The 23,629-nt window shown below is 66.0% G+C and carries 22 protein-coding genes; 5 read left to right on the top strand and 17 right to left on the bottom strand.

The annotated features are described in order from the left end of the window. Positions 1-5: 5 nt before the first annotated feature. The 11 genes from rpsN to AC07NT_RS17020 all read right to left on the bottom strand — a co-directional run bounded on the left by rpsN (position 6) and on the right by AC07NT_RS17020 (position 9,435). On the bottom strand, positions 6-311 hold the full coding sequence (rpsN, locus tag AC07NT_RS16970; RefSeq protein WP_498599890.1) for a 30S ribosomal protein S14: 306 nt from the start codon (positions 309-311) through the stop codon (positions 6-8). An 8-nt stretch (positions 312-319) separates the two neighbouring features. Further along, on the bottom strand, positions 320-859 hold the full coding sequence (gene rplE, locus AC07NT_RS16975) for a 50S ribosomal protein L5 (protein ID WP_498599888.1): 540 nt from the start codon (positions 857-859) through the stop codon (positions 320-322). A 2-nt stretch (positions 860-861) separates the two neighbouring features. Then, a complete protein-coding gene (gene rplX / locus AC07NT_RS16980) occupies positions 862-1,182 on the bottom strand; it encodes a 50S ribosomal protein L24 (RefSeq protein WP_498599886.1) in 321 nt (106 codons plus the stop codon). Between the two features lie 10 nt (positions 1,183-1,192). Further along, complete coding sequence (gene rplN / locus AC07NT_RS16985; RefSeq protein WP_174253436.1) at positions 1,193-1,561, bottom strand: 50S ribosomal protein L14; 369 nt, start codon at positions 1,559-1,561, stop codon at positions 1,193-1,195. 155 nt (positions 1,562-1,716) lie between these two features. Then, a complete protein-coding gene (locus AC07NT_RS16990) occupies positions 1,717-3,297 on the bottom strand; it encodes a glycerol-3-phosphate dehydrogenase/oxidase (RefSeq protein ID WP_498599885.1) in 1,581 nt (526 codons plus the stop codon). A gap of 93 nt (positions 3,298-3,390) precedes the next feature. Further along, positions 3,391-5,124, bottom strand: a complete 1,734-nt coding sequence (locus AC07NT_RS16995; RefSeq protein WP_498599883.1) for an ABC transporter substrate-binding protein — start codon at positions 5,122-5,124, stop codon at positions 3,391-3,393. 120 nt (positions 5,125-5,244) lie between these two features. Beyond that, positions 5,245-5,553 carry a DUF2160 domain-containing protein gene (locus AC07NT_RS17000; RefSeq protein ID WP_498599882.1) on the bottom strand — a complete coding sequence of 103 codons (309 nt, stop codon included), beginning with the start codon at positions 5,551-5,553 and terminating at the stop codon, positions 5,245-5,247. Next, positions 5,553-6,365, bottom strand: coding sequence for a carbohydrate ABC transporter permease (locus AC07NT_RS17005; RefSeq protein ID WP_498599881.1), 813 nt, complete (start codon positions 6,363-6,365; stop codon positions 5,553-5,555). The genes AC07NT_RS17000 and AC07NT_RS17005 overlap by 1 nt, the downstream gene beginning before the upstream one ends. A 75-nt stretch (positions 6,366-6,440) precedes the next feature. Next, positions 6,441-7,322, bottom strand: coding sequence for a carbohydrate ABC transporter permease (locus AC07NT_RS17010; protein WP_498599879.1), 882 nt, complete (start codon positions 7,320-7,322; stop codon positions 6,441-6,443). Beyond that, positions 7,319-8,362, bottom strand: coding sequence for an ABC transporter ATP-binding protein (locus AC07NT_RS17015; RefSeq protein ID WP_498599877.1), 1,044 nt, complete (start codon positions 8,360-8,362; stop codon positions 7,319-7,321). The genes AC07NT_RS17010 and AC07NT_RS17015 overlap by 4 nt, the downstream gene beginning before the upstream one ends. Next, a complete protein-coding gene (locus AC07NT_RS17020) occupies positions 8,362-9,435 on the bottom strand; it encodes an ABC transporter ATP-binding protein (protein WP_498599875.1) in 1,074 nt (357 codons plus the stop codon). The genes AC07NT_RS17015 and AC07NT_RS17020 overlap by 1 nt, the downstream gene beginning before the upstream one ends. Positions 9,436-9,629: 194 nt before the next feature. Here AC07NT_RS17020 and AC07NT_RS17025 point away from each other — a divergent pair, with 194 nt between their 5' ends. The 3 genes from AC07NT_RS17025 (at position 9,630) to proC (ending at position 12,840) form a co-directional block, all read left to right on the top strand. Further along, on the top strand, positions 9,630-10,394 hold the full coding sequence (locus AC07NT_RS17025) for a DeoR/GlpR family DNA-binding transcription regulator (protein ID WP_498599873.1): 765 nt from the start codon (positions 9,630-9,632) through the stop codon (positions 10,392-10,394). A 21-nt stretch (positions 10,395-10,415) separates the two neighbouring features. Beyond that, entirely contained in the window at positions 10,416-11,909 is a 1,494-nt protein-coding gene (gene glpK, locus AC07NT_RS17030; RefSeq protein WP_498599871.1) for a glycerol kinase GlpK, read from the top strand. Between the two features lie 115 nt (positions 11,910-12,024). Beyond that, positions 12,025-12,840: a pyrroline-5-carboxylate reductase gene (gene proC / locus AC07NT_RS17035; RefSeq protein ID WP_498599869.1), complete on the top strand. Its 816-nt coding sequence runs from the start codon at positions 12,025-12,027 to the stop codon at positions 12,838-12,840. 3 nt (positions 12,841-12,843) lie between these two features. Here proC and ubiA read toward each other — a convergent pair whose 3' ends face one another. The 4 genes from ubiA to AC07NT_RS17055 are packed head-to-tail and all read right to left on the bottom strand — an operon-like array spanning position 12,844 to position 16,193. Then, on the bottom strand, positions 12,844-13,704 hold the full coding sequence (gene ubiA / locus AC07NT_RS17040; RefSeq protein WP_498599867.1) for a 4-hydroxybenzoate octaprenyltransferase: 861 nt from the start codon (positions 13,702-13,704) through the stop codon (positions 12,844-12,846). Continuing rightward, positions 13,704-14,600: a Dyp-type peroxidase gene (locus AC07NT_RS17045; RefSeq protein WP_498599865.1), complete on the bottom strand. Its 897-nt coding sequence runs from the start codon at positions 14,598-14,600 to the stop codon at positions 13,704-13,706. The genes ubiA and AC07NT_RS17045 overlap by 1 nt, the downstream gene beginning before the upstream one ends. A gap of 21 nt (positions 14,601-14,621) precedes the next feature. Beyond that, positions 14,622-15,584 (bottom strand): hydrogen peroxide-inducible genes activator, encoded by a 963-nt coding sequence (locus AC07NT_RS17050; RefSeq protein ID WP_498599863.1) that lies wholly within the window; start codon positions 15,582-15,584, stop codon positions 14,622-14,624. A 42-nt stretch (positions 15,585-15,626) separates the two neighbouring features. Further along, complete coding sequence (locus AC07NT_RS17055; RefSeq protein WP_498599861.1) at positions 15,627-16,193, bottom strand: hypothetical protein; 567 nt, start codon at positions 16,191-16,193, stop codon at positions 15,627-15,629. Between the two features lie 127 nt (positions 16,194-16,320). Between AC07NT_RS17055 and AC07NT_RS17060 the strand changes: the two genes are divergently transcribed. Next, complete coding sequence (locus AC07NT_RS17060; protein ID WP_498600202.1) at positions 16,321-17,442, top strand: NADH:flavin oxidoreductase/NADH oxidase; 1,122 nt, start codon at positions 16,321-16,323, stop codon at positions 17,440-17,442. A gap of 18 nt (positions 17,443-17,460) precedes the next feature. Here the strand turns inward: AC07NT_RS17060 and AC07NT_RS17065 are convergent, their stop codons facing one another. Both AC07NT_RS17065 and recG read right to left on the bottom strand, forming a co-directional pair. After that, complete coding sequence (locus tag AC07NT_RS17065) at positions 17,461-18,654, bottom strand: SPOR domain-containing protein (protein WP_498599859.1); 1,194 nt, start codon at positions 18,652-18,654, stop codon at positions 17,461-17,463. A 98-nt stretch (positions 18,655-18,752) separates the two neighbouring features. Further along, complete coding sequence (gene recG, locus AC07NT_RS17070; protein ID WP_498599857.1) at positions 18,753-20,906, bottom strand: ATP-dependent DNA helicase RecG; 2,154 nt, start codon at positions 20,904-20,906, stop codon at positions 18,753-18,755. A gap of 108 nt (positions 20,907-21,014) precedes the next feature. Here recG and AC07NT_RS17075 point away from each other — a divergent pair, with 108 nt between their 5' ends. Further along, the gene (locus tag AC07NT_RS17075; protein ID WP_498599855.1) at positions 21,015-23,600 is read left to right on the top strand and encodes a chemotaxis protein CheW; all 2,586 of its coding nucleotides are present in this window, start codon (positions 21,015-21,017) and stop codon (positions 23,598-23,600) included. The last annotated feature ends 29 nt before the right edge of the window (positions 23,601-23,629 follow it).

Raw genomic sequence — 23,629 nt, forward strand, 5'->3', positions numbered from 1 at the left:
CCTGCTTACCAGCTGGCTTTGGTGACACCGGGGATGTCACCGGCGAAAGCCATTTCACGGATCTTGGCGCGAGCCAGGCCGAACTGGCGGAAGGTGCCACGCGGACGACCGGTGATGGCACAACGGTTGCGCTGGCGCGTCGGGTTGGCGTTGCGCGGGAGCTTCTGCAGGCCCAGACGGGCAGCTGCACGCTCTTCTTCGCTACGCTTGAGGTCGCTGGCGATGGCCTTGAGTTCCGCGTGTTTCTTCGCGTACTTGGCAACCAGTTTGTCTCGCTTGAGCTCGCGCTCGATCAAAGCTACTTTAGCCACAGGTCACCTCAGTTCTTGAAGGGGAATTTGAAGCCGGCGAGCAGTGCCTTGCACTCTTCGTCCGTCCGAGCCGTCGTCGTGATGCTGATGTTCAGACCACGCAGGGCATCCACCTTGTCGTATTCGATTTCGGGGAAAATGATCTGCTCTTTGACGCCGATGTTGTAGTTGCCACGGCCATCGAAAGCACGACCGGAGATACCACGGAAGTCACGCACACGGGGCAGGGCCACGGTAACGAAACGGTCCAGGAACTCGTACATCTGCACGCCGCGCAGGGTCACCATGCAGCCAATGGCCTGCTGTTCGCGGATCTTGAAACCGGCGATAGCCTTCTTGGCCTTGGTCACCACCGGCTTCTGGCCGGCGATCTTGGTCAGGTCGCCCACGGCGTTTTCCATGACCTTCTTGTCGGCGACGGCTTCGCTCACACCCATGTTCAGGGTGATCTTGGTCAGACGCGGCACTTGCATGGGCGACTTGTAGCCAAATTTGGCCGTCAACTCGGGGACCAGCTTTTCGCGATAGTGTTGTTGCAGACGTGCCATGTTTATGCCACCTTGATTTCTTCGCCGCTGGACTTGTAGACGCGCACACGCTTGCCGTCAGCCAGGAGCTTGATGCCGACGCGGTCGGCCTTGCCGGTGGCCGCATTGAAAATGGCCACGTTGGACTGGTGGATCGGCATGGTCTTTTCCACGATACCGCCGGTCGTACCCTTCATGGGGTTGGGCTTGGTGTGTTTCTTCACCGTGTTCACGCCCTCGACCACCACATGGGTCTCATCCTTGCGCAGCGCGACCTTGCCACGCTTGCCCTTGTCACGTCCGGCGAGGACGATGACTTCGTCGCCTTTGCGAATCTTGTTCATGGCCGTGTCCTTAGAGAACTTCAGGAGCCAGGGACACGATCTTCATGAACTTCTCGGTACGCAGTTCGCGCGTGACCGGGCCGAAGATGCGGGTGCCGATGGGCTCCAGCTTGTTGTTGAGCAGCACGGCGGCATTGCCGTCGAACTTGACCAGGGAGCCATCGCCACGGCGGATGCCCTTGGCGGTGCGAACCACCACAGCGCTGTAGACCTCGCCTTTTTTGACGCGGCCACGCGGAGCGGCTTCTTTGATGCTCACCTTGATGACGTCGCCAACGCTGGCGTAACGACGCTTGGAACCGCCGAGCACCTTGATGCACAAAACGGACTTCGCGCCGGTGTTGTCGGCGACTTCTAACCGAGATTCAGTCTGGATCATTTCAATATTCCCAACTTGCACCAGTGAGCGCAAGGCAAACCGGTCAGTCTTGGGCCCGTCGTCCCCGGCATGAACCACTCACGCCGCTTCCGCTGGGCAGAAACTTCAGCTTTTTCAAGCGAAGCCCGCAATTGTGCCAAACAAATGGCAGGGCGTCAAGCGTCTTGTTCGGACGGCCAGCTTAAATAGTCCCGGGCCAAGCCCAGGAAGTCGGCCAAGGCGGGGTCCCGCCCGGTTTCCTCAGCCAGGATGGCCGCCACCCGCGGCGCCAGCGATGCCGCCAAAGCCGCGTCCAGGAAGAGTAGACGTGAACGTCGCGCAAGGACGTCCTCGACAGTCAGCGCATACTCATATCGTGCCGCAAAGCGCACCATGGCCTCGTCCAGGCCCGGCGCCAGCATCCGCCCGGCCCCCGGCAGGGTCTGGAGCAGAGCCTGTTCACTGCCATATATATGAAGGCCTGCGGCAGCGGCCACTGCCGGTCTTGGGACGTCCGCAGCCGACTCCGCGCCCACCAATTTCAGCTGGTCGCTCACGCCGGCTGGCTTTTCGGGCAGCAGCCCGGCCTGGAAGCAACGCGCCAGCACGTCCTCGGCCATGGCCCGGTAGGTGGTCCATTTGCCGCCGGTCACAGTGACCAGACCGGTGGGACTGACGAGCACCGTGTGCTCACGGCTCAAGGCAGCGGTGTCTTCATCGTCACCCGCCGGCCGGACCAGAGGGCGCAAGCCGACCCAGATGCTCTTCACATCGGCGCGGGTCGGGGGGCGCGCCAGGTAACGCGCGGCCTCGCCCAGGATGAAATCGAGCTCGGCGCGCAGGGGTCGCGGCTCGCGCGGCAGATCGCTGCGCGGCGTGTCCGTGGTGCCCAGCACCAACTTGCCCAGCCAGGGGACGGCGAACAGCACACGGCCGTCCGCCGTTTTCGGCACCAGCAGTGCGTGCTCACCTGGCAGAAAGGATTTGTCGACCACCACATGCACGCCCTGGCTGGGCGCCACCACGGGGCCGACGCTGCGGCCTTGAGCTGCGCCATCAAGCTGGCGCAGCGTGTCCACCCAGACCCCGGTAGCGTTGACCACGCAGCGTGCGCGTACTTCGTAAGCTTGCCCACCCATCGCATCATGGCAGCGCAGACCAGCCACGCGGCCTTTTTCGTGCAGCAGTTCGGTGACCGGGCAGTAGTTCAGCAGCAGCGCGCCTTCACGCGCGGCCGTGCGCGCCAGCGCCAGCGCCAGGCGCGCATCGTCGAATTGACCGTCCCAGTAGGCCACGCCACCGCAGAGGCCCGCAGGCTGCAGATTGGGCATGGCCGCCAACGTCTGCTGGCGGCCGAGGAAACTCGTTGCGCCCAGGCCGGCGCGGCCGGCAAGCAGGTCATAGAGCTTGAGGCCGATGCCATAAAAAGGCGTCTGCCACCAGGCATAGGAGGGCATGATGAAAGACAGCCTGGAGGCCAGGTGCGGCGCGTTGCGCAGCACCGTGCTGCGCTCGTGCAAAGCTTCGCGCACCAACGCGATATTGCCCTGCGCCAGGTAGCGCACGCCGCCGTGCAGCAGCTTGGTCGAGCGGGAAGAGGTGCCGCCCGCAAAGTCATGCGATTCCAGCAGCACCACCGAAAGGCCACGCGCCGCAGCATCGAGGGCCACGCCCAGACCGGTGGCACCACCACCGACCACGGCCAGGTCCCAGGTACGAGGCTCGGCCAGACGGGCAAAAAGTTGTACGCGATTCATGAATCCAACTAACTAACAGACAAATTCTTGGGAAGGGACGACCGAGCGCATGCAAGTTTCGCACCGCCATCGGTCGCCCCGGACTTCCCGGTTTTACCGCACCCGGCCCGCCTTCCAGGCGTTCAACAGGGTATCGTAGGCAATGGTCTGGCCCTTGGGCTTCTCATTGGCCAGCTTCTTCCACGGCGCGCCCTTGTCGGAGAGCCACTTGTTCGGGTCCTCCTTCTTGTTGAGCTTGGGCGCGCAGCGGGCCATGCCGGCGCGCTCGAGACGGGCCATCACCTGGTCCATCTCCTCGGCCAGATTGTCCATCGCGGCCTGCGGCGTCTTCTCACCCGTCACGGCCACGGCCACGTTCTTCCACCAGAGCTGGGCCAGCTTGGGGTAGTCGGGCACGTTGGTCCCGGTCGGCGTCCAGGCCACGCGCGCCGGGCTGCGGTAGAACTCGACCAAACCACCGAGCTTGGGGGCGAGGTCGGTCATGGCCTTGCTCTGGATGTCGGATTCGCGGATCGGCGTCAGCCCCACGATCGTCTTCTTGAGCGAGGTGGTCTTGGCCGTCACGAACTGGGCATAGAGCCAGGCGGCCGCCGTCTTGTTGGCGTCGTGCGCCTCGAAGAAGGTCCACGAACCCACGTCCTGGTAGCCGTTCTGCATGCCCTGCTTCCAGTACGGGCCGTTGGGGCCGGGCGCCATGCGCCACTTGGGCGTACCGTCGGCATTGACCACCGGCAGACCGGGCTTGGTCATGTCGGCGGTGAAAGCCGTGTACCAGAAGATCTGCTGCGCGATCTGGCCCTGGGCGGGCACCGGGCCGGCTTCGCCGAAGGTCATGCCCGTGGCTTCTTTCGGTGCGTACTTCTTCATCCAGTCCACGTACTTGGTCAGAGCGTAGACGGCGGCCGGCGAGTTGGTGGCGCCGCCGCGCGAAACACTGGCCCCCTGGGGGTTGCAGCCGTCTGCCGAGGCGCGGATGCCCCATTCGTCGACCGGGCGGCCGTTGGGAATGCCGATATCGGCGGTGCCTGCCATGGACAGCCAGGCGTCAGTGAAGCGCCAGCCCAGCGACGGGTCCTTCTTGCCGTAGTCCATGTGGCCGTAGATGGGCTTGCCGTCGATGGTCTTGACATCGTTGGAGAAGAACTCGGCGATGTCTTCGTAGGCGCTCCAGTTCAGCGGCACGCCCAGGTCGTAGCCGAACTTGGCCTTGAACTTGTCCTTCAGGTCCTGGCGCGCGAACAGGTCGGCGCGGAACCAGTACAGGTTGGCGAACTGCTGGTCGGGCAGCTGGTAAAGCTTCTTGTCGGGCGCGGTGGTGAAGCTGGTGCCGATGAAGTCCTTGATGTCCAGCCCCGGGTTCGTCCACTCCTTGCCCTTGCCGGCCATGTAGTCGGTCAGGTTCATGATCTTGCCGTAGCGGTAGTGCGTGCCGATCAGGTCGGAGTCGCTGATCCACCCGTCGTAGATCGACTTGCCCGACTGCATCGAGGTCTGCAGTTTCTCGACCACGTCGCCTTCCTGGATCAGGTCGTGCTTGACCTTGATGCCGGTGATCTCCTCGAAGGCCTTGGCCAGGGTCTTGGACTCGTACTCGTGCGTGGTGATCGTTTCCGACACCACCGAGATCTCCTTCACCCCCTTGGCCTGCAGCTTCTTGGCCGCCTCGATGAACCACTTCATCTCGGCCATCTGCTGGTCCTTGTTCAGCGTGGACGGCTGAAACTCGCTGTCTATCCACTTCTTCGCTTCCGGCTCACCGGCCCAGGCCGCCTGGCCCGCCACCAGCGCCGCCGCCGCGAACGCTATCAAACCGTATCTGACTTTCATCGGGATCTCCTCAATTTCGGCTCCCCTGAACCGGGAACCCGGCCTGGGGAGCTTGCGGCCGTATTCCCTTGCGTCTTAGAGCTGACGCGGTCTGAGCGGTGAGTCGCGTCGGTGGCGTCCTCACCCTTTCCTGATGATCAGCGCCAGCAGCAGCATGGAAGCGCCGAACGAAATCCATACAGAGGGCTCCTGCTCCAAAGCGAGCCAGAGCATCAGCCGCTCGCTCACACCCACGAAAGCGAGGTTCAGGTACGCCGCGCACAGCAGGCCGATGAAGAGGCGGTCACCCCGCGTGGTCTCGATCGGCAACCAGCCGCGGCGCAGCGTGGTGGGAGACTTGAGCTCCCACACCGTCATGCCGATCAGCATCAGCACGATGCAACAGAAGAACACCGCGACCGGCAGCGTCCAGGCCATCCACTCGAACATCAGACTCTCCCCATGGCAAAGCCCTTGGCGATGTAGTGCCGCACGAACCAGATCACGATGGCACCCGGCACGATGGTCAGCACACCGGCGGCGGCGAGCACCCCCCAGTCCATGCCGGAGGCGCTGACCGTGCGCGTCATCGTCGCGACGATGGGCTTGGCGTTCACGCTGGTCAGCGTGCGCGCCATCAGCAGTTCCACCCAGCTGAACATGAAGCAGAAAAAGGCCGCCACGCCCACCCCGGCCTTGATGAGCGGGATGAAGATGGTGAGGAAGAAGCGCGGGAAGGAATAACCGTCGATGTAGGCGGTTTCGTCAATCTCGCGCGGGATGCCGCTCATGAACCCTTCGAGGATCCAGACCGCCAAAGGCACGTTGAACAGCAGGTGGGCGAGTGCCACCGCGATGTGCGTGTCCATCATGCCGAGCGTGGTGTAGAGCTGGAAGAAGGGCAGCAGGAAGACCGCGGGCGGCGTCATGCGGTTGGTCAGCAGCCAGAAGAAGACGTGCTTGTCGCCGAGGAAGCTGTAGCGGCTGAAGGCATAGGCCGCGGGCAGCGCCACCACGAGCGAGATCACCGTATTGATGGCCACGTAGATCAGCGAGTTGATGTAGCCCGAGTACCAGCTCTCGTCGGTGAAGATGGTCCGGTAGTGCTCCCAGGTGAAGTTCTGCGGGAACAGGCTGAAGGTAGAGAGGATCTCCGTGTTCGTCTTGAACGACATGTTGACCATCCAGTACACCGGCAGGATGGCGAACAGCAGGTAGGCGATCAGGAAGATCGTGCGCTTGCGAAAGCGGCGCTCATCCATGGCAGCTCCCGCACGGCCGCCCGAAGGGGGCTGCCGGTCCCCTCGGGGGGCAGTGAGTGAAGTGAACGTGGGGGCTCATTGCACTGCCTCCGTTTTGGATTGCGTGCCCACGCGCTGCATCCAGTTGTAGAGGATGAAGCAGAGCAGCAGGATGATCAGGAAATAGATCAACGAGAAAGCCGCGGCCGGGCCGAGGTCGAACTGGCCGACCGCCTTCTGCGTCAGGTATTGGCTCAGGAAGGTGGTGGCATTGCCCGGCCCGCCGCCGGTGAGCACGAAGGGCTCGGTGTAGATCATGAAGCTGTCCATGAAGCGCAACAGCACGGCGATCATCAGCACGCCACGCAGCTTGGGAAGCTGGATGTAGCGAAACACCGCGAACTTGCTGGCGCCGTCAATGCGCGCGGCCTGGTAGTAGGCATCGGGGATGGCGCGCAAGCCGGCAAAGCACAGCAGCGCGACCAGCGGCGTCCAGTGCCACACATCCATCACCAGCACCGTGAGCCAGGCATCGGTGGCGTTGCCGGTGTAGCTGTAGTCGACGCCCAGCCCTGCGAGCGCTGCGCCCAGCAGGCCGATGTCGGTGCGGCCATAGATCTGCCAGATGGTGCCCACCACGTTCCAGGGGATCAGCAGCGAGATGGCCACCAGCACCAGCACCGCCGATGACTTCCAGCCCTGGGCCGGCATGGACAGCGCCAGCGCGATGCCCAGCGGAATCTCCACCAACAGCACCGAGAGCGAGAAGCCCACCTGGCGCAAGAGCGCGCCCTGCAAGTCGTCATCGCGCATCACGGCCTTGAACCATTCGGTACCAACGAACACCCGCCGCTCGGGCGAGATGATGTCCTGCACCGAGTAGTTCACCACCGTCATCAGCGGCAGGACAGCCGAGAAGGCCACGCACAGCACCACCGGCAGTATTAGGAACCACGCTTTCTGATTGATCGGCTTCATGCTGCAGCTACTCCTTCGATCAGCTCTTCGTTCTTGTAGAAGCAGGTGTGCGTGCCCATCAGGCCCAGCCAGGCGGTGGCACCGACCGCGGGCGGCGTGAGGTCGGGACTCACCCGGGCGCGGATCACGCTGTCGCCCGCCCTGGCCGTCAGCAGCCAGTAGGTGCCCACATCCTGGCGCTGCGTCACGGTGGCGGCCACGGCACCGGCGCTGTGGGTCGGCGCCAGCGTCACGTACTCGGGCCGCACACCCAACAGCGTGGCACCCGCCGGCGCACCGGGGACGATGTCTGCCGGCAGGAAGTTCATGCCGGGCGAGCCGATGAAATGCCCAACGAAGGTGTGCTGCGGCCGCTCGAACAGCTGGTCGGCCGAGCCGACCTGCACTGCGCGGCCACGCGTCATCACCACCACCTCTTCGGCGAAGGTCAGGGCTTCCACCTGGTCATGCGTCACATAGATCAGCGTGAGCTTCAGTTCGTGGTGGATCTGTTTGAGCTTGCGCCGCAGCTGCCATTTCAGGTGCGGGTCGATCACGGTCAGCGGCTCGTCGAACAGCACGGCGCTCACATCCTCGCGCACGAGGCCGCGACCCAGGCTGATCTTCTGCTTGGCGTCGGCGGCCAGGCCAGCGGCGCGCACGTCCAGCTGGCCGCTCATCTCCAGCATTTCGGCGATGGTGCCGACACGCTGTTTGATCTTCTCGGGTGCAATGCCGCGGTTCTTCAGCGGGAAAGCCAGATTCTCGGCCACCGTCATCGTGTCGTAGATCACCGGAAACTGGAACACCTGGGCGATGTTGCGCTGCTGCGGCGACTTGCGGGTAACGTCTTCGCCGTCGAACTTCACCGTGCCTTGCGAAGGCGTGACGAGACCCGACACGATGTTGAGCAAAGTGGTCTTGCCACAACCCGAGGGGCCGAGCAAGGCGTAGGCGCCGCCATCGCGGAAACTCATCTTCAGGGGCAGCAGCGCGTAGTCCTCATCCTTCTGCGGATTCGGGCGGTACGCGTGCGCCAGGTCGAGGTCGATACGTGACATCAGGCCACCCCCTCTTTCGATGGCGCTACCAGCAAAGCGCCGGCCGAATCGAAAACATGCACATGTGCCGGGTTCAGATACAGCGTGATGGATGCCCCCAGTTCGAAGAAGTGCACGCCGGTAAGTTGCGCGACGAGTTCGCCCACGCCGGTTTCGACGTGCACGAAGGTGTCGGAGCCCGAGATCTCGGCCAGTTCCACCTTGCCGGGCAAAGCCACATCACCCGGACGTTGGGCTACACGCAAGGCGCTGGCGCGCACACCGATCGTCAGCGCCTGGGTGTGCGCCTGCGGCAGCGGCACCGAGAGCTGCACGTTCGCGGGCAGGGTGACGCCGATGCTCGCAGCCACCCCATCGATCAGGTTCATCGGCGGGTCGCTGAAGGCCTTGGCAACACGGATGGACCTGGGCCGGTGGAACACCTCGGCCGTCGGCCCGTACTGCAGCAGCTCGCCGGCATCGAGCACCGCGGTATAGCCCCCCAGCAGCAGTGCTTCGGTAGGTTCGGTGGTGGCGTAAACGACGGTCGAGTCACCTGCGGCGAAAAGCTGGCTCAGCTCGTCCCGCAGTTCCTCGCGCAGTTTGTAGTCCAGGTTCACCAGCGGCTCATCCAGCAGCATCAGGGGAGCAGCCTTGGCCAGGGCGCGGGCCAGGGCCACACGCTGCTGCTGGCCACCGGACAGCTCGGCCGGCAAGCGCTTCAGATAGGGCTCGATGTGCAGCTTGGCCGCCAGCTCGCGCACGCGGGCCTCGATGCCGTCCTCCCGCCGCAACTTGAGTGGCGAGGCGATGTTGTCGTAAACCGTCATCGACGGGTAGTTGATGAACTGCTGGTAGACCATGGCCACATTGCGTTCGCGCACAGGCATGCCGGTGACGTCATGCCCGTCCACGCGGACCACACCCTGGGTTGGCCGGTCCAGACCTGCCATCAGGCGCATCAGACTGGTCTTGCCGGCCTGGGTGGCCCCCAGCAACACGGTCACGGCGCCGGGTTGCAGGTCCAGATCCAAAGGGTAGAGATGGGTGCTGGCCCCAAGCACCTGGCCCACGCGATCCAGGCTCAGATGCATGGTTGCCCCCAGGCGCAGGGCCGTGCAATAAGACCGCTTAGGGCCTGCAAAGAAGGGTACATGGCGTGATTCATGTGTGTATTCTTTCGAATCTATTGTTTTTATGTTCGTTTTCTTTCGGTATTTTCCCTAATCAGGCCGCGCATTTGTTTGTTTATGGTCTACTCCCAGCAAAACAAGAGGCCCGCCGCACGATGACCCCGAACCCACGCCAGACCCGCCTGCTTGAAGAAGTGCGCACCCACGGCTCCGCCTCCATCGAGGCCCTGGCCGAACAATTCCAGGTCACCTTGCAGACAGTGCGGCGCGATGTGCAGCGCCTGGCCGAGGCGGGCCTGCTGGCCCGCTTCCATGGCGGCGTGCGGCTGCCCAGCTCCACCACCGAGAACATCGCCTACCGCCAGCGCCAGGCCCTGCAGGCCGAGGGCAAGGCGCGCATCGCGCGCGCCATTGCGCAGCGCGTGCCCAACGGCTGCTCGCTGATCATGAACATCGGTACCACCATCGAGGCCGTGGCACGCGAACTGGTGCGCCACCGGGGCCTGCGGGTCATCACCAACAACCTGCATGTCGCCTCGATCCTGATCGACAACCCGGACTGCGAGGTCATCATTGCCGGCGGCGTGGTACGCGCGCTGGACCGCGGCATCGTGGGCGAGGCGACGGTGGACTTCATCAAGCAGTTCAAGGTGGACATCGGCCTGATCGGCATCAGCGGCATCGAGGCCGACGGAACCCTGCGCGACTACGATTACCGTGAGGTGAAAGTCGCCCGCACCATCATCGACCACTCACGCGAGGTCTGGCTGGCCGCGGACCACAGCAAGTTCAACCGGCCCGCCATGGTGCAGCTGGCCCCGCTGCGCGACATCGACCGCCTCTTCACCGACACCGAACTGCCCGAGCCGTTCGCACCCCTCATGGCCCAGGCCGGTGTGGAATGCGTGATCGCCGACTGAACAACACAAGGAGATAAAGCCGTGGATTACCTGCTGGCCCTGGACCAGGGCACTTCCAGCTCGCGCAGCATCGTCTTCCGCCGCGACGGCAGCATCGCGGCCATGGCGCAGCGTGAGTTCCGCCAGATCTACCCGCAACCCGGCTGGGTGGAACACGACCCGATGGAAATCTGGCAGACCCAGCTCGAGACAGCGCGTGAAGTGCTGCGCAAGGCCGGGCTGGAGGCCAGGCAGATCAAGGCCATAGGCATCACCAACCAGCGCGAAACCACCGTCGTATGGAACCGTCGCACAGGCCAGCCCATCTACAACGCCATCGTCTGGCAGGACCGGCGTGCCGAACCCAGCTGCGCGGAGCTGCGTGCCCGCGGCCTGGAAGACACCATCATCGCCAAGACCGGCCTGCGCGTGGACGCCTACTTCTCCGGTACCAAGCTGCAATGGATCCTGGACCACGTGCCTGAAGCGCGCCAGCACGCCGAGCGCGGCGAGCTGGCCTTCGGTACCGTGGATGCCTGGCTCATCTGGCAACTCACCGAAGGCCAGGTGCACGTGACCGACGTCAGCAACGCCTCGCGCACCATGCTCTTCAACGTGCATGAAAACCGCTGGGACGCCGAACTCATGGGCGCGCTCAACATCCCGCCCCAGCTCATGCCCGAAGTGCGCCCCTCCAGTGCCGATTTTGGCCGCACCGCGCCCGCTCTGCTGGGCGCGTCTATCCCCATCGGGGGCGTCGCCGGTGACCAGCAGAGCGCCCTGTTCGGTCAGGCCTGCTTCACCGCCGGCCAGGCCAAGAACACCTACGGCACGGGCTGCTTCATGCTCATGCATACGGGCCAGCGCTTCCACACCAGCCACAACGGGCTGATCACCACCAGTGCCGCGCAACCGCGCGCGAGACCCGAATTCGCGCTCGAAGGCAGCGTTTTCATCGGCGGCGCCGTGGTGCAGTGGCTGCGCGACGGCCTGCACGCCATCCACAGCAGCGGCGAGGTGCAGAACCTGGCGCAGAGCGTGCCCGATGCCGGTGGCGTGATGTTCGTGCCGGCCTTCACCGGACTGGGCGCGCCCTACTGGCAACCCGATGCGCGCGGCGCCATCGTCGGCCTCACGCGCGGCACCACCATGGCCCACATCGCGCGCGCCGCTCTGGAAAGCATCGCCTTCCAGAGCGCGGCCCTGCTGCAGGCCATGAGCCGCGACGCAGTGGAAAACGGCGGCGTGCCCGTGAGCGAGCTGCGCGTGGACGGCGGCGCCTGCGTCAACGACTTCCTCATGCAGTTCCAGGCCGACCTGCTGGGCATCCCGGTGCTGCGTCCGGCCGTGATCGAGACCACGGCCCTGGGCGCGGCCTACCTGGCCGGCCTGAGCAGCGGCCTGTACGACAACCTGGAAGAACTCTCGCGCCAGTGGCGCGTGGACCGCACCTTCACGCCCACGCTGCCTCGCGCACGCGCCCAGGAGCTGATGGAACGCTGGGAACACGCCGTGCGCCAGACCGTCGCGATCTGAATCTGAATCGGCGGGCGGCCCGCGCCGAGGAGCTCCCTCGTTAGCTGCGACAATCCCTCCGGAATACCCCCGAAGCCCCTCGCATACCTAGGCCAAACGGCCACCCTGAAGACCCATGAACGAACGCATTGCAATCATCGGCGGCGGCAATATGGCCAGCGCCATCATCGGTGGCCTGATCAAGAAGGGCCTGCCGGTCGCCCGCATCGAGGTGGTGGACACCAACCCCGAGGCCCAGCAGCGGCTCAAGGACAACTTCGGTCTGGTGGCCCACGCCGAACCAGGCCCCTTCTTGAAGAACTTCCCCATCGTGATCTGGGCCGTCAAGCCGCAGACCTTCAAGGACGCCGCCTTGCCCGCCGCCCCGCACGTGCGCGACGCCCTGCACATGAGCGTGGCCGCCGGCATCCCCAGCGGCAGCATTGCGCGCTGGCTGGGCACCGAGCGCGTGGTGCGCAGCATGCCCAACACCCCGGCACTGATCGGCCGGGGCATCACGGGCCTTTACGCACGCACCGGCGTGGGCGAGCAGGATCGCCAGCACATCGAGCACATCGCTTCGGTCATGGGTGAGTTCGTCTGGGTCGACCGCGAAGAACTGCTCGACGCCGTGACCGCCCTCTCGGGCTCGGGCCCGGCCTATGTGTTCTATTTCCTCGAGGCCATGGCGGCTGCGGGTGTGGAGATGGGCCTGAGCCATGAACAGGCCTACCACCTGGCCGTGGACACCTTCCGCGGCGCCGGCGAACTGGCCAAGTTCTCGGACGAGCCGCCCGAGGTGCTGCGCCAGCGCGTCACCTCCAAGGGCGGCACCACCTACGCTGCCATCACCATGATGGAAAGCCAGAAGCTCAAGGAAAAATTCGGCCAGGCCCTGCATGCGGCCGAGAAGCGCTCCAAAGAACTGGGCGCGGAATACGGCAAGGACTGAGGACTAGCGAAGCGCGTAGCCGGCCACAATGCCGGCGAACAGCGTAAAGCCCAGCCAGTGGTTGAGGCGGAAAGCCTTGAAGCAGCCTTCGCGCGTGCGGTCCCGGATCAGGCGATGGTGCCAGACCACCTGGGCCGTCGCCGCCAACAGCGCTACAAACCAGGCCCAGGGCTCGATGCGCTCGACCAGCAGCACCGTCCACAACAGCAGCTGGACGACGTAGAAGCTGGTGACCGCCACCACATCCCAGCGCCCCAGCGTGATGGCCGAGGTCTTCATGCCTATGCGCAGGTCGTCGTCGCGGTCCACCATGGCGTACTCGGTGTCGTAGGCCAACACCCAGAACAGATTGCCAATCAGCAGCCCCCAGGCCAGGGCCGGCACCTCGCCGCGCACCGCCGCGAAAGCCATGGGGATGCCGAAACTGAAAGCCACGCCCAGCACAGCCTGCGGCATCGCGAAGAAACGCTTGGCGTAGGGATAGATGATGGCCACCGCCAGCGCGGCAAAAGACCAGGCCACCGCCACCGGGTTGGTGGTGAGCACCAGACCGAAGGCCAGCAAGGCCAGCACCGCGCCCAGCCACAGCGCCTCGCGCACCGAGACCTTGCCCGCCGTCACCGGGCGCTGTGCCGTGCGCTTCACATGCTTGTCGAAATCACGGTCGGCCACGTCGTTCAGGCAGCAGCCTGCGCTGCGCATGAGGATGGTGCCGAGCACGAACACCGCCGCCAGATGCCAGCCGGGGAACCCGCCAGCCGCCACCCACAGCGCACTCAAGCTAGGCCAAAGCAGCAACAGCCATCCCGCCGGCCTGTCCCAGCGGATCAGATCCAGATAAAGCGAGAGCTTGCGCGCCAACATCAGAGGCCCAGTTGGCGCAGGTCCAGCCGGCCCTCGCGCATCGGCGGGCACCAGTAATAGGCCCCGTTGACGGGTTTGGAGAAGCGGAACAGCGCGTCGACGATGCCATCCTCCCGGCCTGCCATGCGCGCCATCTGTGCCTCGAAGGCGTCGAAGCTGTGACCGAAGGCCACGTACATCAGGCCGGCTTGGCGCGACTGGGCCCAGGGCATGGAGCGTCGCAGCACAAAGGCCTCGGGCGCGAAGCTTTCCTGCGCCGTGCGCTTGACGTGGGCCGAGGCCGGGGCATCGTCGAGTTCCTCGTTGTCGCTGCGCCGCCGGCCCATGGCCAGGTCCTGGGCGGGCTGGCCCAGCCCTTCGAAGGCATCGAAGTCGTGCACCCACTGCTGCACCACGACCATGCTGCCACCATCCAGCCCGGCACCCGCCCCCTGCACCAGGGCGGCGGTTTCGGCCTCCGCGCCCTCCGGGTTCTCCGTGCCGTCTTCGTAACCGGTGAGGTCGCGGCCATGGCCATTGGGGCCCTGGCCATGCCTGAAGGCATCGATGACACGGTCCAGATGGAAAGCGGGGGCCAGCTGTTGTTCAAGCGTGTGGGTGAGTCGCACCAGATCACCGCGGTCCTCGCCACGTAACCAGCAGCACAGGGCCATGGGTGTGGTGGGCACTTCGGCCTCGGGACCGGAAAGATCGGGCATCTCGTGCAAGCCCGGCACCTGGACACGCAGCGCCGTGATCAGGCTGGCACCCAGCAGGGCCACTACCGCGACGCCATCGGTCGCGCCAGCGCAGCGCTGCAGCGCTGCGCGCAGGGCCTGCGGCTGAACCAGCGAAAAGAAAAGGTAACGCCCCTGGGCTGGAACCGGCTGCAGGATGCCGGCTTGCGCACTGCTCATATCCACCTCAAACACGAAACATCAGGACAGGCGTTTCACACCGGGCAGCTCGCAGGCATACACGGCGTTGCGCAGCGAGGCGATGGCCTCGTAGCGCGTGAAGCTGCGCCGCCACACCAGCACCACACGGCGCGTAGGCGCCTCACCGCTGAAGGGCAGGTAGCGCACAAAACCCTCATCGGTGGTCGTCGAAGCCTTGGCCTTGCCCTTGGCCAGCAGGGCCGACTTGGGCACACTCAGGCGCGGCACCAGGGTCACACCCATGCCGGCGGCCACCATGTGCTTGATGGTCTCCAGCGAAGAGCCTTCGAAGCTCTTGCGTATGCCCTCGGCATTGCTCGAGAAGCGCGCGAACTCGGGACAGACTTCCAGCACATGGTCGCGGAAGCAGTGGCCCGTGCCCAGCAGCAGCATGGTCTCGGCCTTGAGCTCGTCGGTGCTGATGCTGTCGTTCTTCGCCAGGGCGTGGTTGTGCGGCAGCGCGGCGTAAAAGGGCTCGTCATACAGCGGCGCCACGGCCAGGCCCGTGTCCGGGAACGGTTCGGCCAGGATGGCGGCGTCGATATCGCCGGTGCGCAGCATTTCCAGCAGCTTGACCGTGAAGTTCTCCTGCAGCATCAGCGGCATCTGCGGCGTGTGCTCGATCATCTGGCGCACCAGGTCGGGCAGCAGATAGGGGCCGATGGTGTAGATCACTCCCAGCTTGAGCGGGCCCGACAAAGGGTCCTTGCCGCGCTTGGCGATCTCCTTGATGCTGGCAGCCTGCTCCAGCACGGCCTGGGCCTGGCGCACGATCTCCTCGCCCAGGGGCGTGACCGTCACCTCGTTGGCGCTGCGCTCGAAGAGCTTGACGTCCAGCTCTTCCTCGATCTTCTTCACTGCCACCGACAACGTGGGCTGCGACACGAAGCAGGCCTCGGCCGCACGGCCGAAATGCTTCTCACGGGCGACCGCAACGATGTATTTGAGTTCGGTGAGCGTCATGATTGAATTGTGCCATTCAGGAGCCCAAAGCGATAGCACGCCTTACGGCGTGCTCACCCGCAGCTGCAGCAGGCGCGGCCGCTGCGTGGCCGCATCGCTGCGGTAGCTGCCGGGCGGCGTGCTGTTGCCGCTGCGCGCCAGCGTGACCCACTGGCCCAGCGGGGCCTGCACCGTGGTCGCCAGTTCGCTGTGCTCCTGCGTGGGCAGGTCCCGGCCCGGCTGCTGCTGCACACTCTTGGTCTGCACCTCGACATCCACCGTGGCGGGCTTCTGGCCACCGGGCCAGCGCGGCTTCAGCTGCAGGCTCTGTCCGGCCTGCAGCCAGATCAGGCCCTGCTTCACGCCCGCACCCGTCATCGGCCCCTGCGCCTGCGCGGACTGCACCCATTGCAGCGGCGTGGCCTGCGCGAAGCTCAGCCGCGCCGCGCTACCGTTGCGCACCTGCAGTTGCTGCGGCGGCATCAGCGCCGCCTGCGGCCGTGTGCCCACCACATAACCCCCACCACCCTCCTCGATCTCGCGCAGCTCGAGCAGCAGATCGCGCTCGGGCAATTGCGCAGCCGCCGGCCAGGCCAGCCAGCACGACAGAAGCAGGAATAGCATGCGCATGGCTGAATCTCCTCCAGAAGGAACGGACTTCATTGTGCCAAAGCGGTCGGTCTGCGGGCCCATGCCAGAATTTGAAACCCTGGCGCACCCAGCCCCCCTGACGCACATCAAACAAAGCATCTACGCCATGAGCCTGCTGTTTACCCCATATGAGCTGCCCGCGCCGCGCGACCCCTTGCCCCTGGCCAACCGCATCGTCATCGCGCCCATGTGCCAGTACTCGGCCCACAACGGTGAGGCAACAGACTGGCACCTCGCGCACTGGACCAGCCTGCTCAACAGCGGCGCCGGCCTGATGACCATCGAAGCCACCGCCGTCACGGCCAAGGGCCGCATCACCCCCGACTGCCTGGGCTTGTGGGACGAACGCACGGAACAGGCCCTGGGCAGCACCCTGCATCGGGCGCGCGAGCTGGCGCCCCCGATGCCCGTCTGCATCCAGCTCGCGCACGCCGGCCGCAAAGCCTCCAGTGCCGTGCCCTGGCATGGCGGACAGCAGCTCTCCGCCGCACAGGGGGGCTGGCAGGCGCTGGCCCCCTCGGCCCTGCCGCAGTTGCCTACCGAAACGCCGCCTGCGGCCATGTCGCTGGCGCAGCTGCAGGAGGTGCGTGAGGCCTTCGTGGCCGCCGCGCAGCGAGCGCGGCGCATCGGCATCGACGCCATCGAGCTGCACGCCGCGCACGGCTACCTGCTGCACCAGTTCCTCTCACCCCTGGCCAACCAGCGCACGGACGACTACGGCGGCAGCTTGGCGAACCGCATGCGCTTCCCGCTGGAAGTGTTTGCCGCCGTGCGTGCCGTCTTCGATGGTCCCGTGGGCCTGCGTGTCTCGGCCACCGACTGGGTCGAGGGCGGCTGGGATCTGCCGCAGACCCTTGAGTTCTCGCGTCGCCTCAAAGATCTGGGCTGCAGCTTCATGCACGTCTCCACGGCCGGCGTGTCGCCGCAGCAGAAGATCGCCATCGGCCCCGCCTACCAGGTGCCCTACGCACGTGAAGTGCGCAAAGCCTGCGGACTGCCGACCACGGCGGTCGGCCTGATCACGGAGCCGCAACAGGCGGAAGACATCCTGCAGGCCGGTGACGCCGACCTGATCGCGATGGCGCGTGCCATGCTCTACAAACCGCGTTGGCCCTGGGAAGCGGCCGCCATCCTGGGCGGCCAGGTGCAGGCCAGTGAACAGTATTGGCGCTGCATGCCGCGCGAAGCGCAGGGCATCTTCGGCCAGGTGAAGATAGGCCAGCGCTGAACGCGCAGGCCGCAAGGCTCAGGGCCGCTGGCGTATCACCAGGGTCGGCAGGTTCAGCGTCTTGATGCGCAGCGCGGCCTGGTCGGCCTCGGCCTGGCGCGTGAAAGGGCCGACGCGCACGCGCATCAGCTTGCCCTTGGTGGCGGTCTCGAAGGTTTCAGCGCCCGCCTCCAGGCCCAGCGCCTGCACCTCGGCCAGGGCCTTCTGCGCATTCGCTTCCTGGGCATAGGCACCCACCTGGATCACCCAGACATAACGCAGCCGCGGGGCACTGGCCGCCGCGGCCGGGCGCGGTGCAGCCACTGGCGTCGCTGTAGCTGCCGCCACATTGGTCGCAGCCGCCGGGCGCGCGGGGGCAGGTTCGGCAGGCTCCGGCTTGGCCGGTGCCGCGCTGCGGTCCGAAGCATTGACCATGGCCGGCTTGCCGCTGCTCGCAGGGCGAACCGTTGCGGGAATCGCGGGCACGCTGGCGGCCTGGGCCAGCTGAGGCGTCTCTGGAACGGCGGCCGGCGCCACCACGGGCGTGGGGGCAGGCGCTGCAGCCGGTGCACTGGCCGTCACGGCCGGCTCCGTGGCCGCAGGTGCGGGCGCCGTCGCCAGCGCACGGACCTGACCGGACTGGCCACCGGCCAGCGGGCGCTCTTCATGCGAGGCCAACTGGGGCAAGGCGCTTTCGCTGCCCTGGAAACCGCTCCAGACGGCGAACACCAGGCCCAGCAGCACCGCATTGCCCAGGCCCAGCAGCAGCATGCGACGGCTGTCCGGCGCCTGGTTGGCCAGCACCGTGGCCGCGTCTTTCACCTCGGGTTTGCTGCGCAGGGCGTCCGATATCTTCTCGTTGCAGTGCGTGTAGAACCAGGCGTTGGCATACATGCCCGGGATGACAAAGGCCATCGTCAGCAGCAGCAGGGACAGCAGCACGGCGCTGGCGTCAGAGTAGTTGAACACCAGCTTGCCCACGCCGAAGACCAGCAGCGCCAGCCCCATCAGCGCGCCCACATAGGCCAGGGCCCAGCCCCACATCCTGCGGTAGACCAGCCAGTTGAAGGTGGTCCAGTAGGCGGCCCAGTTCCAGCTGCTGCCGGCCTTGCCTTCCCCGTCGAAGCGGGCGAAATGGCGCAGGTAATAGTCCTGACCGCGCGGGCCGATGGCGGCGCGGTAAAGGTAGGCGGTGTCGCCAGAGGCAAGCTTGGGGGAGGAGTCCTTGGCCATCGTGGATGTTCCAGGTATGCCCGGAGTCTAATTCACATTGGCCGCCGTGCCACGTCCGGCGTGCCGTGGATGCTACACATTTGCAACTGCCATGGCGCTCAGGCTTTCAAGTAGTTCGTTCGGCTCCCCAGCCAGCGCATGACGTGCCGTTCGGCCAGATCCGGGTGCCGGTCCAGCATCACGGGCGCCGCTTCGCGCGCCCAGGCCAGCAGCTGGATGTCTTCGGTCAGGTCGGCAAAGCGCAGCAAGGCCGCACCCGACTGGCGTGCCCCCAGGAACTCACCCGGCCCGCGGATGTCCAGGTCGCGCCGCGCGATCTCGAAACCGTCGTTGGTCTCGGCCATGGCCCTCAGCCGCTCGCGCGCCGTCTCGCCCAGGCGCGGCGCATCCCCCGTGGAAAACAGCAGCACGCAGGCCGAGGCCGCCGCGCCGCGCCCCACCCGCCCGCGCAACTGGTGCAGCTGCGACAGGCCAAAGCGCTCGGCATGTTCGATCACCATCAGCGTGGCATTGGGCACATCCACTCCCACCTCGATCACCGTGGTACTCACCAGCACACCCATCTGCCCGCTCGTGAAGAGCGACATCACGGCTTTCTTCTCAGCCACGGGCATGCGTGAATGCAGCAGCCCCACCATCACCCCCGGCAGCGCCGCGCTGAGTTCCGCGTGCGTCTCCGTGGCGTTCGTGAGATCCAGCATCTCGCTCTCTTCAATGAGCGGGCACACCCAATACACCTGCCGCCCCTGTTCCAGCTGGCCGCGGATGCGCTGGATCACCTCGTCGCGCCGCTGCTCGGACACCACCTTGGTCACGATGGGGCTGCGCCCCGGCGGCAGCTCGTCGATGGTGGACACATCAAGGTCGGCGTAGTAGCTCATGGCCAGGGTGCGCGGAATCGGCGTGGCCGTCATCATCAGCATGTGCGGCTCCAGGTCCTCGCCGTTGGTCTTGCTGCGCAAGGCCAATCTCTGAGCCACCCCAAACCTGTGCTGCTCGTCGATGATGGCCAGGGCCAGGTTCTTGAACTGCACCTGCTCCTGGATCACCGCGTGCGTACCCACCACCAGGCCGGCCTCACCGCGTTCGATCAGGCCCAGCATCTCGGTGCGTTCTTTCTTCTTCTGGCTGCCCGTGAGCCAGGCCACGCGCACGCCCAGAGGCTCCAGCCAACCCACCAGCTTGCGGAAATGCTGGTCGGCCAGGATCTCGGTGGGCGCCATCAGCGCGCACTGCCAGCCCGCGTCCATGCAGACCGTGGCGGCCAGCGCGGCCACCACGGTCTTGCCCGAACCCACGTCCCCCTGCAGCAGGCGATGCATCGGTTTGTACATTGCCAGGTCCTGTGCAATCTCTGCGCAGACCCGGCGCTGCGCACCGGTCAGCTGAAAGGGCAAGGCCTTCAGCAGGCGTTCGTGCAGGGAAACCGCGCCGTCCACGCGCAACACGGGCGCGCGCAGGTGCTCACGTTCACGGCGTGATTGCAGCTGCGAGAGTTGCTGCGCCAGCAGTTCCTCCAGCTTCAGGCGCTGCCAGGCCGGGTGCGTGTGGTCTTCCAGCTGGGCCAGCATCACGTCAGGCGTGGGGTGGTGCAGGAACTCCAGCGCCTGCTTGAGCGTCCACAAGGGCCGCAGCTTGAGCCGGGCCGCCACCTCGGGCGCCAGCGTGTCGGAGAGTTCGGCCCGTGCCAGGCCGCTGAGTACCGCCTTGCGCAGGTAGGGCTGGGGCAGGCCCGCCACCGTGGGGTAGACGGGGGTGAGCGCTGTGGGCAAGGCGCCGCTGGCCGCCTTGCAGTGCGGGTGCACCATGGTCCAGCCCAGGAAACCACCACTGAGCTCACCGCGCGCCCGGATCTTCGTGCCCACGGCCAGGGCCTTCTGCTGCGAGGGGTAGAAATTGAAGAAGCGCAGCACGCAGCTGTCGCTGCCGTCGTTCACGGTCACCAGCAGCTGGCGGCGCGGGCGGTAGGCCACCTCACAGGCTGTGACCTCGCCCTCGATCTGCACCGTGTCGCCCTCACGCGCGTCGGCCAGGCGGGTGATGCGGGTCTCGTCCTCGTAACGCAGGGGCAGGTGCAGGGCCAGGTCGATGTCGCGCCGCAGGTTGAGCTTTTCGAGTGCCTTCTGCGGCGCGCTTTTGGCTCCACCCGACCCTGATGCAGACGCGGACTTTGCTACCGGCGCTGCGCCCTCCCTGGCGGCCGGCTTCTTCGTGACTTTTTTCTCGTTTCCGCTCAAAGAACGTGAAGGCATGGCCCGATTGTGGCCCAAGCCGAACCAATCGACGCACCTGGGCACGTCTCTTGCTGAGGCTCTGGCAGACAGGGAGAAATAAATATCAGACGTCGTTGGAAACCAGCCATGCCCGCCCCTGCCCCCCGCCTACAGACCGATACCTACCTTCCTTATATGCGCGACGTGATCCGCTGCGAGCAATCGCTGCGTGAGCTCAACCAGATGTGGCGCATGATCGAGTCCTCGGCCAAGATGAACTGCCCGCAGGAAGCGCAGACCATCCTGCCCATCATGGCTGCCACGCGCGACGGCTTCAGCCGGCTCGAACAGGAGCTGGTCGACAGCCTGGTCAGCGAGAAGGTGGCCAACGTGCTCGCCGCCGTGGGCACCAAGGCACAGTACGTGATCGACATTGTGGTGCGCAATCTCTACGAACGCACCGCCGACGTGGGTTTCCTCGCCACCGACCGCGAACTCTGCACCTTTGTGGCCGGCCTGCACGAGGACGTCGACGTCATCCGCTCGCGCCTGCTGGCCTACCGCCACAAGTACACGGTCTACAACGAGATCATGCTGCTCGACGCGCAGGGCAACGTGCTGGTGCAGCTCGACCCGGACTCCCCCGTCGAGGGCAGCACCGACCCGCTGATCGCCCAGACCCTGGCCAGCGAGACCTTCGTCGAGACCTTCCGCGCCACCGACCTGCGCCCCGGCCGCACGCAGGCGCTGATCTATTCACGGCGCATGCATCACCCCGAGACCGGCGTCGTCGTGGGCCTGCTCTGCCTGTGCTTTGATTTCGAGGCCGAGATGGCCGGCATCTTCCGCTCGCACCGCGACCCCGAAGGCCGCGCCAACATGCTGCTGCTGGACGAGAACCACCGCGTCATCGCCAGCGCCGACGAACGCTGGGTCGCCCCGGGCACCACTGTCCCCGTCAACCCCGAGGGCCGCCCGCAGCTGATGATCCATGAGGGCCGCGAATACCTGGTGCGCACCACCCGCGCCGAGGGCTACCAGGGTTATCTGGGGCCCGAAGGCTGGCTGGGTCAGGTCATGACGCCTGTGGACCTGGCCTTCTCCGGCGACACGCGCCAGACGCTGGCCACCCTGGATTCGGCCGTGGCCAGTGGCCTGCTGGCCCACGCGCGCAACTTCAGCCCACCGCTGTACGAAGTGATGACCGCCACCGAGACCATACGCCGTGTGGTCTGGAACGGCCAGGTCATCACAGCCGACCGTAGCGGCGAACGCGTCAAGCTCAAGACCATCCTGGACCAGATCAGCGAAACCGGCTCGCGCAGCAACGCCCTGTTCTCGCAGTCCATCCGCGACCTGTACGAAACCGTGCTGGAATCCAAGCAGCGCAACACCGAGTTCATGGCCCAGCTGCTCGTGGACCTGCTGGACCGCAACCTCTACGAACGCGCCGACGACTGCCGCTGGTGGGCGCTGACACCCGAGCTGCGCACCAGCCTGGCTGCGCCCGAGGTGCCCGCGGCCGAGGCGCGCCGCCTGCAGGAAATCCTGGCCTACATCCACAGCCTCTACACGGTCTACACCCAGCTCTTCGTCTACGACCGCAACGGCCAGGTCATCGCGCGCTCCTGCCGCGGGAGCGAACCCGGGCCGGCCAGCATCGACGCCGGCACGCTGGAACGCGTGCGCGCCCTGGGCGACGACCAGGCCTACCACGTGAGCGCCTTCGAACCCAGCCCCTTCTACGGCGGGCGCCCCACCTACATCTATCACGCCGCTGTGCGCGACCCGCTTAACGACAGGCAGGTGGTCGGTGGCATCGGCATCGTCTTCGACGCCGCGCGCGAGTTCGAGTCCATGCTGCAAGGCAGCCTGAGCCAGGACAGCGGCATCTCCGCCTACTTCGTCGACCGCGCGGGCCGCATCATCTCCGGCACAGCCGGCGCGCAGGCCGTGGGCAGCACCCTGGCACTGGACCCGACGCTGCGCAAGTTGCCGCGCGGCCGCAGCCTCTCGCGCGTGATCGAGCACGAAGGCCAGTACGCCATCATGGGTTGCGCCGCCTCCCAGGGCTACCGCGAGTTCAAGGTCAGCGACGGCTACGAGGAAGACGTGCTCGCCGTCGTCTACCTGCCCCTCGGGGCCGTGCGGCAGGACCGCGGCCTGCAGCCCGCCGACAGCATCGCCATTGAAGACGGCAGCTACGCCGTCGACGGCCAGGAGCGCCAGACCTATGCCACCTTCCAATGCGGCGGCGGCCTGCTGGCCCTGCCCGCTGTCCATGTGCTGGAGGCCCTGCCCCTGAGCGCCCTCTCGGCCCGCATCCCCGGGGGCCCGGCCGGCCGCGTGGGCATGCTGGCCCCGCAGAACAACAGCCAGATCCGCCACTTCGTGTGGGTCTTCGACCTCGGCTGGCTGCTGCACGGTCGCCCCAGCGCGCAGGACAACAACAGCCAGATCGTCATCGTGCGCCACGGCCTGCACACCGTGGGCCTGCTGGTGGACGCGCTGCATGCCGTGCCCGAATTTGCCGACACCCAGCTCATGCCCTCGCCTTTCGGCACCGGGCACAAGCTCGTGAGCCACTTCATCAAGGCCAACGGTGGCCAGCTGCTCATCCAGCTGCTGGACCCTGCACCCCTGTTCGAACGCCTGGCCGGTGGCCTGCTCACTGCCACTGAAGCCGAACTGGACCGTGCGGAGGAAGGCCGGGAGGAAGTTCTGGGAAAATAGCGGCCTGTCTTACTTGGAACGGGTCCGTC

The organism is Hylemonella sp. GW821-FHT10B10 (assembly GCF_059415585.1).

Excerpts from the sequence above, each read along its gene's own strand:
- AC07NT_RS16995 (WP_498599883.1), bottom strand. The coding sequence starts at position 5,124 with ATGAAAGTCAGATACGGTTTGATAGCGTTCGCGGCGGCGGCGCTGGTG.
- AC07NT_RS17055 (WP_498599861.1), bottom strand. The coding sequence starts at position 16,193 with ATGCGCATGCTATTCCTGCTTCTGTCGTGCTGGCTGGCCTGGCCGGCG.
- AC07NT_RS17060 (WP_498600202.1), top strand. The coding sequence starts at position 16,321 with ATGAGCCTGCTGTTTACCCCATATGAGCTGCCCGCGCCGCGCGACCCC.
- AC07NT_RS17005 (WP_498599881.1), bottom strand. The coding sequence starts at position 6,365 with ATGGATGAGCGCCGCTTTCGCAAGCGCACGATCTTCCTGATCGCCTAC.
- AC07NT_RS17045 (WP_498599865.1), bottom strand. The coding sequence starts at position 14,600 with ATGAGCAGTGCGCAAGCCGGCATCCTGCAGCCGGTTCCAGCCCAGGGG.
- AC07NT_RS17000 (WP_498599882.1), bottom strand. The coding sequence starts at position 5,553 with ATGTTCGAGTGGATGGCCTGGACGCTGCCGGTCGCGGTGTTCTTCTGT.
- recG (WP_498599857.1), bottom strand. The coding sequence starts at position 20,906 with ATGCCTTCACGTTCTTTGAGCGGAAACGAGAAAAAAGTCACGAAGAAG.
- AC07NT_RS17010 (WP_498599879.1), bottom strand. The coding sequence starts at position 7,322 with ATGAAGCCGATCAATCAGAAAGCGTGGTTCCTAATACTGCCGGTGGTG.
- AC07NT_RS17025 (WP_498599873.1), top strand. The coding sequence starts at position 9,630 with ATGACCCCGAACCCACGCCAGACCCGCCTGCTTGAAGAAGTGCGCACC.
- proC (WP_498599869.1), top strand. The coding sequence starts at position 12,025 with ATGAACGAACGCATTGCAATCATCGGCGGCGGCAATATGGCCAGCGCC.
- ubiA (WP_498599867.1), bottom strand. The coding sequence starts at position 13,704 with ATGTTGGCGCGCAAGCTCTCGCTTTATCTGGATCTGATCCGCTGGGAC.
- rplX (WP_498599886.1), bottom strand. The coding sequence starts at position 1,182 with ATGAACAAGATTCGCAAAGGCGACGAAGTCATCGTCCTCGCCGGACGT.
- rplE (WP_498599888.1), bottom strand. The coding sequence starts at position 859 with ATGGCACGTCTGCAACAACACTATCGCGAAAAGCTGGTCCCCGAGTTG.
- AC07NT_RS17065 (WP_498599859.1), bottom strand. The coding sequence starts at position 18,654 with ATGGCCAAGGACTCCTCCCCCAAGCTTGCCTCTGGCGACACCGCCTAC.
- AC07NT_RS17075 (WP_498599855.1), top strand. The coding sequence starts at position 21,015 with ATGCCCGCCCCTGCCCCCCGCCTACAGACCGATACCTACCTTCCTTAT.
- AC07NT_RS17050 (WP_498599863.1), bottom strand. The coding sequence starts at position 15,584 with ATGACGCTCACCGAACTCAAATACATCGTTGCGGTCGCCCGTGAGAAG.
- AC07NT_RS17020 (WP_498599875.1), bottom strand. The coding sequence starts at position 9,435 with ATGCATCTGAGCCTGGATCGCGTGGGCCAGGTGCTTGGGGCCAGCACC.
- AC07NT_RS17015 (WP_498599877.1), bottom strand. The coding sequence starts at position 8,362 with ATGTCACGTATCGACCTCGACCTGGCGCACGCGTACCGCCCGAATCCG.
- AC07NT_RS16990 (WP_498599885.1), bottom strand. The coding sequence starts at position 3,297 with ATGAATCGCGTACAACTTTTTGCCCGTCTGGCCGAGCCTCGTACCTGG.
- rplN (WP_174253436.1), bottom strand. The coding sequence starts at position 1,561 with ATGATCCAGACTGAATCTCGGTTAGAAGTCGCCGACAACACCGGCGCG.